Source organism: Streptomyces durocortorensis (assembly GCF_016901035.1).
Classification (GTDB): Bacteria; Actinomycetota; Actinomycetes; order Streptomycetales; family Streptomycetaceae; genus Streptomyces; species Streptomyces durocortorensis.
The window spans coordinates 16,361-25,808 of record NZ_JAFEUF010000031.1 but is presented as its reverse complement, the minus strand read 5'-3'; the positions used below and the strand labels follow the sequence as shown (position 1 = coordinate 25,808).

The 9,448-nt window shown below is 72.8% G+C and carries 11 protein-coding genes and 1 riboswitch; of the genes, 6 read left to right on the top strand and 5 right to left on the bottom strand.

Features of this window, described 5'->3' with window-relative positions:
• Positions 1 to 130 precede the first annotated feature (130 nt).
• From JS521_RS09345 to JS521_RS09335, 3 genes are all read right to left on the bottom strand, one after another.
• On the bottom strand, positions 131 to 496 hold the full coding sequence (locus JS521_RS09345) for an Rv2175c family DNA-binding protein (RefSeq protein ID WP_205082246.1): 366 nt from the start codon (positions 494 to 496) through the stop codon (positions 131 to 133).
• Positions 497 to 577: 81 nt separating this feature from the next.
• Positions 578 to 1,813, bottom strand: coding sequence for an NAD(P)/FAD-dependent oxidoreductase (locus JS521_RS09340; RefSeq protein ID WP_205082245.1), 1,236 nt, complete (start codon positions 1,811 to 1,813; stop codon positions 578 to 580).
• Between the two features lie 79 nt (positions 1,814 to 1,892).
• Entirely contained in the window at positions 1,893 to 2,234 is a 342-nt protein-coding gene (locus JS521_RS09335) for an avidin-fold protein (protein WP_205082244.1), read from the bottom strand.
• 51 nt (positions 2,235 to 2,285) lie between these two features.
• A riboswitch (TPP riboswitch) is annotated at positions 2,286 to 2,399 on the top strand.
• On the opposite strand from JS521_RS09335, the gene thiO reads away from it, so the two are divergent.
• From thiO to JS521_RS09310, 5 genes are all read left to right on the top strand, one after another.
• Complete coding sequence (thiO, locus tag JS521_RS09330) at positions 2,396 to 3,598, top strand: glycine oxidase ThiO (RefSeq protein ID WP_205082243.1); 1,203 nt, start codon at positions 2,396 to 2,398, stop codon at positions 3,596 to 3,598. (Overlaps the previous riboswitch by 4 nt.)
• Positions 3,595 to 3,882, top strand: coding sequence for a sulfur carrier protein ThiS (thiS, locus tag JS521_RS09325; protein ID WP_239486998.1), 288 nt, complete (start codon positions 3,595 to 3,597; stop codon positions 3,880 to 3,882). Before thiO ends, thiS begins: the two co-directional genes overlap by 4 nt.
• A 2-nt stretch (positions 3,883 to 3,884) precedes the next feature.
• On the top strand, positions 3,885 to 4,679 hold the full coding sequence (locus JS521_RS09320; protein WP_205082242.1) for a thiazole synthase: 795 nt from the start codon (positions 3,885 to 3,887) through the stop codon (positions 4,677 to 4,679).
• Between the two features lie 154 nt (positions 4,680 to 4,833).
• Positions 4,834 to 6,768 (top strand): Stk1 family PASTA domain-containing Ser/Thr kinase, encoded by a 1,935-nt coding sequence (gene pknB, locus JS521_RS09315; protein ID WP_205082241.1) that lies wholly within the window; start codon positions 4,834 to 4,836, stop codon positions 6,766 to 6,768.
• 6 nt (positions 6,769 to 6,774) lie between these two features.
• Positions 6,775 to 7,650 carry a deoxyribonuclease IV gene (locus JS521_RS09310; protein ID WP_205082240.1) on the top strand — a complete coding sequence of 292 codons (876 nt, stop codon included), beginning with the start codon at positions 6,775 to 6,777 and terminating at the stop codon, positions 7,648 to 7,650.
• A 39-nt stretch (positions 7,651 to 7,689) separates the two neighbouring features.
• Here JS521_RS09310 and JS521_RS09305 read toward each other — a convergent pair whose 3' ends face one another.
• Positions 7,690 to 8,322, bottom strand: coding sequence for a sulfite oxidase-like oxidoreductase (locus JS521_RS09305; RefSeq protein WP_205082239.1), 633 nt, complete (start codon positions 8,320 to 8,322; stop codon positions 7,690 to 7,692).
• Between the two features lie 158 nt (positions 8,323 to 8,480).
• Between JS521_RS09305 and bfr the strand changes: the two genes are divergently transcribed.
• Complete coding sequence (bfr, locus tag JS521_RS09300) at positions 8,481 to 8,960, top strand: bacterioferritin (protein WP_007451289.1); 480 nt, start codon at positions 8,481 to 8,483, stop codon at positions 8,958 to 8,960.
• A gap of 12 nt (positions 8,961 to 8,972) precedes the next feature.
• On the opposite strand, the gene JS521_RS09295 is transcribed toward bfr, so the two are convergent.
• Positions 8,973 to 9,218: a (2Fe-2S)-binding protein gene (locus tag JS521_RS09295; RefSeq protein WP_205082238.1), complete on the bottom strand. Its 246-nt coding sequence runs from the start codon at positions 9,216 to 9,218 to the stop codon at positions 8,973 to 8,975.
• Positions 9,219 to 9,448 lie beyond the last annotated feature (230 nt).

Here is a 9,448-nt window from a genome sequence, read left to right as displayed (position 1 = left end):
CGGGGGGGCTGGGGTGGGTGCCCTGGGGCCCCCCCCCGGGGGTGGTGCGGGGGGGTTTTCCCGGGCGGGGGGGGGGCGCGGGGGGGGGGGGGGCCCCCCCCCCCCCCCCCCCCGCTTCCTGTCGTGTCGGTCAGACGGCGAGCGCCTGGGCGCGGCGCTTCACCTCCGTACCGCGATTCTCGCTCAGCGCCTGCGCGGGGGTGCCGGGCAGGGTCGGGTCGGGGGTGAAGAGCCACTCCAGCATCTCTTCGTCGGAATAGCCGTCGTCCTTCAGGAGGGTCAGGGTGCCGGAGAGGCCCTTGACCACCTTGTCGCCGTCGATGAAGGCGGCGGGCACCTGGAGCGTCCGGTTCTCACCACGGCGTACGGCGATGAGCTGGCCTTCCTTGACCAGCTGCCGCACACGCGTCACCTGGACATCGAGCATGTCCGCGATGTCGGGGAGGTGGAGCCAGGCGGGGACGAGAGCATCGGTCTTTGCGTCAATCTCGGTCACAAGGACAAGCGTGCCACCCCGGACTGACAGTCGGTAGCCGGGCCGACCGTACGGGGGTGTCCGGGGCGGCCCGCAGGGCGGTCAGAGGGCCGCGGACTTCAGCGGTACGGCGGGGTCGGCCACCTTCTCCGGGTCGAGGACGGCCCCCGACTCGATGAGTCTGCGGCCCTGGGCGAGGTCGCGCGGGCGGCCCACGGCAAGCACGGCGACGAGCGCGCCGTCGTGCAGCCAGCACACCGACCAGGTCGCGTCCGCCCCGTCGCCGCGCCACAGCAGGGAGTCGGCATGGGCGTGGTGGCCGGCGTACTGCACGAAGCGGCCGAACTGCTCGGACCAGAAGTACGGGACGGGGTCGTAGACCGGGAGCGGTTCGCCGGTCCCGGCGGCCATGATCGCGGCGGCTGCGGTGCGCGGGCCCTGGAGGGCGTTGTCCCAGTGGTGGACCAGCAGGCGGGTTCCGTAGCGGGCGGAGGGGAAGGAGGCGCAGTCGCCGACCGCGTACACATCGGGCAGCGAGGCGCGCAGGGCGCTGTCGGCGGTGACCGAGCCGTCCGGGCCGAGCGCGATCCCGGAGCCGGCCAGCCAGCCGGTCGCGGGGCGGGCGCCGATGCCGACGACCACGGCCCCGGCGGGCAGGGTGCGGCCGTCCGCGAGGAGGACGGTCCCCTCCTCGACGCGGTCGACCCGGGCCCCGGTGAGGAGTTCGGCGCCGCTGTCGGCGTACCAGGCAGCCATCGGGGCGGCCACTTCGGCGGGCAGGGTGCCCGCGAGCGGGCGGGCGGCGGCCTCGACGACGGTGACCGAGCAGCCGGCGGCGCGGGCGGCGGTGGCGAACTCCGCGCCGATCCAGCCCGCCCCGACGACGACCACGTCGTGCCGCCGGTCCAGAACGGGCCGCAGCCGGGCGGCGTCGTCGAGGGTGCGCAGCAGGTGGACGCCGGGCACGCCCTCGGCGCCGGGCAGGGTCACCGGCTCCGCGCCGGTGGCCAGGACCAGCGCGTCGTAGCGGACCGGGCCGTCGGCGGTGTCCAGGACGTGGTCGGCGGCGCGGAGGGCGGTGACGTCCAGGCCGAGGCGCAGGGTGATGTCGAGCGCCTCGAAGTCGACGTCGAAGGCGGAGTCCTCGGCCTTGCCCAGCAGCACGGCCTTGGACAGCGGCGGCCGGTCGTAGGGCTGGTGGGGCTCGGCGCCGATCAGGGTGACGGGCCCGGCGAAGCCGGCTTCCCGCAGGGCGACGGCGGTCTGGACGCCCGCCATGCCGGCTCCGACGATCACGACGTGCCGGGCCGGGCTCTTCTCCGTCTGCTGCTCGCTCACCTGTCCACCTTAATCATCTGACGAAGCGTCAGGAAGTCGGCCGCGGGAAGGGCGCCGGAAGGGCCCGGAAACTCGGTCGTCAGGAGGCCACTTGCTCCACCACGCTGGTCCCGCTGCCCTCCTGGGACTCCCACTGCCACCGCTCCTCCAGCCGCACCCGGCCGTCCGCGAGGTCGACGACGGTGGAGACGCAGTGCCCGGAGGAGGTCGTTCCGTCCTGCTTGAGCTGGACGTAGCGGAAGTCCAGCGCGTCCCCGTCGCGGGTGCCGACGAGGTGGCCGCGGATCACGTCGCCACCCGCGTACTCGGCCCAGATCCGGCCGTCCCGCTCGTGATACGTGAAGCGGGTACGGGTGCCGACCTGGCCCGGGGCCTGGTCGGCGACCGGGGCGAGGACGAGTCCGTCGAGCGAACGGGCCATGGTGGGCGCTCCCTACTGGGCGGTGGACGGCGGGGTTTAGGGTGGCCAAGGTAGAACACTCACGGGAGCCCGGACGCACCGGGCTGAGAGGGAGGCTGGGCGGCCTCCGACCGTACGAACCTGCTCCGGGTCATGCCGGCGAAGGGAGGGGTTGGACACCCATGTGCGCCTCGGGGAACACCTCAGGAGCCTCACGGAGAACCGCCGGATCCGAAGTCCTCGTCATCGGGGGCGGCATCATCGGCCTGGTCACCGCGTGGCGGGCCGCCCAGCGCGGGCTGACCGTCACCGTGGCCGATCCCGCACCGGGCGGCGGGGCCGCCCAGGTCGCGGCGGGCATGCTGGCCGCAGTCACCGAACTGCACTACGGCGAGCAGATGCTGCTCGGCCTCAACCTCGCCTCCGCCGCCCGCTATCCGGCGTTCGTCGAGGAGCTGGAGGAGGCGAGCGGCCGGGAGACGGGCTTCCGGGCCTGCGGCACGCTCGCCGTCGCGCTGGACTCCGACGACCGGGCGCACCTGCGCGAACTGCACGCCCTCCAGGAGCGTTCGGGCCTGGAGTCGGTCTGGCTCAGCGGCCGTGAGTGCCGCCGCCTGGAGCCGATGCTGGCCCCAAGCGTACGGGGCGGCCTCCGGGTCGACGGCGACCACCAGGTGGATCCGCGCCGACTGGCCGCCGCGCTGCTGGCCGCGTGCGAGCGGGCCGGGGTCGCGTTCCGCCGGACGACCGCCGAGCGGCTCACCGTCGACGGGGGCAGGGCCACCGGGGCGCTGCTCGGGGACGGCACGGAGTTCGGGGCCGATCAGGTCGTGCTCGCCGCGGGCAGCCTCAGCGGCCGGCTCGCGGGGCTCCCGCCGGAGCTCGTGCCACCGGTCCGCCCGGTCAAGGGCCAGGTCCTCCGGCTCACCGTGCCCCCGGCGTACGCCCCCTTCCTCAGCCGCACCGTGCGCGCCGTGGTCCGGGGCGGCCACCTCTACCTCGTGCCGCGCGAGAACGGCGAGCTGGTCGTCGGCGCCACCAGCGAGGAGATGGGCTGGGACACCACGGTCACCGCCGGCGGGGTGTACGAGCTGCTGCGCGACGCCCATGAGCTGGTGCCGGGCATCACCGAGCTGCCGCTCACCGAGACCCGGGCGGGGCTCCGTCCCGCCTCCCCCGACAACGCCCCGCTGCTCGGCCCCACCGCCCTGCCCGGTCTGCTGCTCGCCACCGGCCACCACCGCAACGGCGTCCTTCTGACGCCCGTCACCGGGGACGCGATGGCCGACGCCCTGACCACCGGCGAGCTGCCCGAGGCGGCCCGTCCCTTCGCGCCCGGCCGGTTCACCACCGCCGCCCCCGTACTCCAGGAGCAGCCCGTATGACCCAGCAGCCCGCCGGACCGGCGGCCACCGTCGTGCCCGGAGCCACCGCCGTGCCCGAGGCCGTCGCCGCACCCGAGGCCACCGTTTCCGTCTCGGTGAACGGGGAAGCCCGTGCCGTTCCCGCCGGGACGGACCTGGGCGCCCTGGTCGCCACGCTGACCCGGGCCGGTGCCGGAGTCGCCGCCGCCGTCAACGAGAGCGTCGTCCCGCGCGGCCAGTGGGCTGCCACGGCGCTCGGCGAGGGCGACCGCATCGAGGTCCTGACCGCCGTACAGGGAGGCTGACCATGTCGGACGACGTCTTCACGCTGGGGCCCGCCACCTTCGGTTCCCGGCTGATCATGGGCACCGGCGGGGCCCCGAGCCTGGAGGTGCTGGAGCGTTCCCTGATCGCGTCGGGCACCGAGCTGACCACGGTCGCGATGCGCCGGCTGGACCCGACCGTGCAGGGTTCGGTGTTCTCGGTGCTGGAGCGGCTCTCCATCCAGGTCCTGCCGAACACCGCCGGCTGCTTCACCGCGGGCGAGGCGGTGCTCACCGCCCGGCTGGCCCGGGAGGCGCTCGGCACCGACTGGGTGAAGCTGGAGGTGATCGCCGACGAGCGGACCCTGCTGCCCGACCCGATCGAGCTGCTGGACGCGGCGGAGATTCTGGTCGACGACGGGTTCACCGTGCTGCCCTACACCAACGACGACCCGGTCCTGGCCCGGAAGCTGGAGGAGGTGGGGTGCGCGGCGATCATGCCGCTCGGCTCCCCCATCGGCTCCGGGCTCGGCATCCGCAACCCGCACAACTTCGAGCTGATCGTGGAACAGGCCGGGGTGCCGGTGATCCTCGACGCGGGCGCCGGGACGGCCTCGGACGCGGCGCAGGCGATGGAGCTGGGGTGCGCCGCCGTGATGCTCGCCTCGGCGGTGACCCGGGCGCAGGAGCCGGAGCTGATGGCGGGTGCGATGCGTCACGCGGTGGAGGGCGGGCGGCTCGCGTACCGGGCGGGGCGGATTCCGCGCCGCCACTTCGCCGAGGCGTCGTCGCCGGTGGAGGGGCGGGCGGTGCTGGATCCGGAGCGGCCGGCGTTCTGAGCTGCCGGTACGTGGTGGGGGGCGCTGCCCCCGAACCCCCGCTCCTCAATCGCCGGAGGGGCTGAAAACTTCCTTGTCACAGGTCGGTAAGGGAACTGCCCCGGGAGTGCCCCGGCCCGTCCGGGGTGTCGGCGGCGGCTCGTAGACTCTCGGGGTGGACACGACCCTCCAGGACCCTCTCGTCGGGCAGCTGCTCGACGGCCGGTATCGCATTGAGGCGCGCATCGCCGTCGGCGGGATGGCCACGGTCTACCGGGCCGTGGACACCCGCCTGGACCGGGTGCTCGCCCTCAAGGTGATGCACCCGGCGCTCGCCGTCGACGTCGCCTTCGTCGAGCGGTTCATCCGCGAGGCCAAGTCGGTGGCCCGGCTCGCCCACCCCAATGTCGTCGCGGTCTTCGACCAGGGCGCCGAGGGCGCGTACGTCTATCTCGCGATGGAGTACGTGGCGGGCTGCACCCTGCGCGACGTGCTGCGCGAGCGCGGGGCGCTTCAGCCCCGGGCCGCGCTGGACATCCTGGAGCCGGTCCTCGCCGCGCTCGGCGCCGCGCACCGGGCCGGGTTCGTGCACCGCGACATGAAGCCGGAGAACGTCCTGATAGGGGACGACGGCCGGGTGAAGGTCGCCGACTTCGGCCTGGTCAGGGCGGTGGGCACGGCCACAGACACCACCGGTTCGCTGCTGGGCACGGTGTCGTATCTGGCCCCCGAGCAGATCGAGCACGGCACCGCCGACACCCGCAGCGACGTGTACGCCTGCGGGGTCGTGCTGTACGAGATGCTGACCGGCGCCAAGCCGCACACCGGTGAGAACGCCGCCCAGGTCATCTACCAGCACCTCAACTCCGACGTCCCGGCCCCGTCCGCCGTCGTGCCGGGGCTCCCGGTCGCGCTGGACTCCCTGGTGGCGAGCGCGACCGCCCGCAATCCCGAGGTGCGCCCGCACGACGCGGTGCTGCTGCTGGCCGAGACCCGTGAGGCCCGCGCCGGGCTGACCGACGCCGAGCTGGACGCCGTACCGCCGCAGGCGCTGGCGGACTCCCACGACGGCGCTGACGACCGTACGAGCGTGATTCCCCGGGCCCTTCCGGAGGACGGCGACGGGGACGGCGTGCACCGCACCAGCCGCCTGGCGATGCCGCCCGCGGGCCCCGCCGCCCCGGCCCGGCGCCGGGCCGGCCGGCGCGGCCCGTTCGGCGGTCCGCACCGCAGGCTGATCATCGTGCTCACCGCCGTCCTGCTGACCCTGGGGATCGGCACAGGCGTCTGGTACATCAACTCCGGCCAGTTCACCCAGGTCCCCTCGCTGCTCGGCCAGACCCAGCAGACCGCCGAGAAGCGGCTCTCCGACGAGGGCCTCGGGCTCAAGGGCGTGGAGCGGGTCTTCAGCGACACCGTCGAGCGGGGCGAGGTCGTCAGCAGCGACCCCGCCTCCGGCGACCGGATCCGGGGCAACGGCTCGGTGAAGCTCGTCGTCTCGCGGGGCCCGGAGATCGTGCGGGTGCCCGATGTGGTGGGCAGCTCCCTCGCGGACGCACGGCGCTCCCTGAAGAAGGTGGGCCTGGTCCCCGGGATGGTGACCAGGGAGTTCAGCGAGGACGTGGCCCGCGGCGAGGTGGTCCGCACGGATCCCCGCGCCGGCACCGACCGCAATCCCGACACCGCCGTGGCGCTCGTCGTCAGCAAGGGCGCTCCGATCGACGTCCCCGACGTCACCGGGCTCTCCGCCGAGGAAGCCACCGCCGAACTGGAGGCCGAGGGGCTGAAGGCCGAGGTGCTGCCCGGCCGCATCCACTCCTCCGAGGACAAGGGAGCCGTGGCCGAACAGTCCCCCGGCGAGGGAACCGAGGCCGCCGAGGGCGACACGATCCAGCTGACCGTCTCCAAGGGCCCCCGGATGCTGGACGTCCCGGACGTCACCGGCCGGGACGTCGACGAGGCGCGGAGCACCCTGGAGGAGGCGGGCTTCGACGTGAAGGTCGACCGGCCGTTCCTCTCCTTCAGCGACACGATCGCGAGCCAGTCCGTGGACGGCGGCGAACAGGCCCCCGAGGGCTCCACGATCACCATCAAGACCAAGGGGTTCTAGAACCTGATGCACTCTCTGCGGAACCCGGTGGGCGGGCACGTCCCGGTGGCCGGCGGCCTCGCCAAGGTCGGTCTGGAGTACGCGCGTGAGCTGGCGGCGGAGACCGTGCAGGTCTTCGTGGCCAACCCGCGCGGCTGGGCGACGCCCGTCGGGAACCCGGCGCAGGACGAGCTGTTCCGCGCCGAGTGCGCGGCGGCCTCGATCCCGGCGTACGTGCACGCCCCGTATCTGATCAACTTCGGCTCGCACACCGAGGCGACGGTGGAGAAGTCCGTGGAGTCCCTGCGCCACTCGCTGCGGCGGGCACGGGAGATCGGCGCGCTGGGCGTGGTGGTGCACACCGGGTCGGCGACGGGCGGGCGGCCGCGCACCGAGGCGCTGGCCCAGGTGCGGGAGCACCTGCGGCCGCTGCTGGACGAGCTGACCCATGACGACGATCCGGACCTGTTGCTGGAGTCGACGGCCGGCCAGGGCTTCTCGCTCTGCTCGCGGACCTGGGACTTCGGGCCGTACTTCGAGGCGCTGGACTCCCACCCGAAGCTGGGCGTCTGCCTCGACACCTGCCACATCTACGCCGCCGGGCACGACCTGACCGGCCCGAAGGGGATGCGGCAGACGCTCGACCTGCTGGTGGAGACGGTCGGCGAGGGACGGCTCAAGCTGATCCACGCCAACGACTCCAAGGACGTCGTGGGCGCCCACAAGGACCGGCACGAGAACATCGGCGCCGGTCACATCGGGGCGGAGCCGTTCGCCGAGCTGTTCGCGCATCCGGCGACCGAGGGCGTACCCCTGATCATCGAGACGCCCGGCGGCAAGGAGGGGCACGCGGCGGACGTGGCCCGGCTGAAGGAGCTGCGGAAGAGCCGCCGGAGCCAGTAGAAGCCCCACAGCTGCGCGGCACCCGCTAGAGAGGCACCGCTACAGCTCCGGGCCGTCGCCCGGCTCCTCCTGGTACGAATAACGCTGCTCGGACCAGGGGTCGCCGATGTTGTGGTAGCCCCGCTCCTCCCAGAACCCCCGCCGGTCCGCCGTCATGTACTCGATGCCCCGGACCCATTTCGGGCCCTTCCAGGCGTACAGGTGCGGGACGACGAGGCGCAGCGGGAAGCCGTGCTCGGCGGTGAGGAGTTCGCCGTCCTTGTGGGTGGCGAAGAGGGTGCGCTCGGAGGCGAAGTCGGCCAGGCGCAGGTTCGAGGAGAAGCCGTACTCGGCCCAGACCATCACATGGGTGGTGTCAGGGGCGGGCGGCGCCAGTTCGAGGATCGCCCTCGCGGGAACCCCGCCCCATTCGGCGCCGATCATGCTGAACTTCGTCACGCAGTGCAGATCGGCGACGACCGAGGAGAACGGCAGGGCCGAGAAGTCCTGGTGGTTCCAGCAGTGCTTGTCGCGGTCGGCGGTGGCCCCGAAGACCCGGAACTCCCAGCGGTCGGGCTTGAACTTGGGAACGGGCCCGTAGTGGGTGACCGGCCATCCGCGCTGCAGTCGCTGTCCTGGTGGAAGCTCCGACTGCTCTGCTCCGCGATTCTCCCGGTTTTCCGGCTGACCCATGCCTCCATGGTGACAGACAGGCAGGGGTGGTCATGACCAGCCAGCACCCCCACCGGGGCAACTCGTACTAAGCGTGCACTTACTGGACGGCCGCTGAGCGCGGTGCGAGGATCTGGCCAACTTGCCAGATCGATCACCGGTTGGAAGGAGCCTTTGCCATGCAGGGCGACCCCGAGGTCCTTGAGTTTCTCAATGAGCAGCTGACCGCCGAATTGACTGCTATCAACCAGTACTTCCTGCACGCGAAGATGCAGGACAACTTCGGGTGGACCAAGCTCGCCAAGTACACCCGGGCCGAGTCGTTCGACGAGATGAAGCACGCCGAGATCCTCACCGACCGGATCCTGTTCCTCGACGGGCTGCCGAACTACCAGCGGCTGTTCCACGTCCGGGTGGGTCAGACGGTCACCGAGATGTTCCAGGCGGACCGCCAGGTCGAGGTGGAGGCGATCGACCGCCTCAAGCGCGGTATCGAGGTGATGCGCGGCAAGGGGGACATCACGTCCGCGAACATCTTCGAGTCGATCCTGGAGGACGAGGAGCACCACATCGACTATCTCGACACCCAGCTGGAGCTGGTCGAGAAGCTCGGTGAGCCGCTCTACATCGCCCAGCTGATCGAGCAGCCGGAGAGCTGACGAGCCGGCCGCTCAGGCGGCTTCCGGGAGGCGTACGTCTCCGAGCGCACTCACGGCGGCGGGTTCCTGCCGCTGGTCGAGCAGCTCGCGGCGGGGACAGTCGCCCCGGCCCAGGAGGGCCTGAATGCGGCGCACACATCCACCGCAGTCCGTTCCGGCCTTGCAGGCCGACGCGATCTGCCGGGGTGTACAGGCTCCGGCGTCCGCATGCTTCTTGACCTGGGCTTCCGTGACGCCGAAGCAGGAACAGACGTACATGCGGTCCACCTCCCTGCAGTTCGGCCGCGGGTGCCACCCCGGTCTTCGTCGGTGAGGCTAACCTAACCTTACCCGCCACTCCACCGGCGCAAAAGTCCGGATACGACTGTGGGGGGCCCGGGACACAGGTGCCGGGGCCCCACCGTGCGGGGGGGGGGGGGGGGGGGGAGGGGCGGGGGGGGGGGGGGGCGGCCCGCGGGGCGCGCGGGGGGGGGGGATGGGCAACCCCA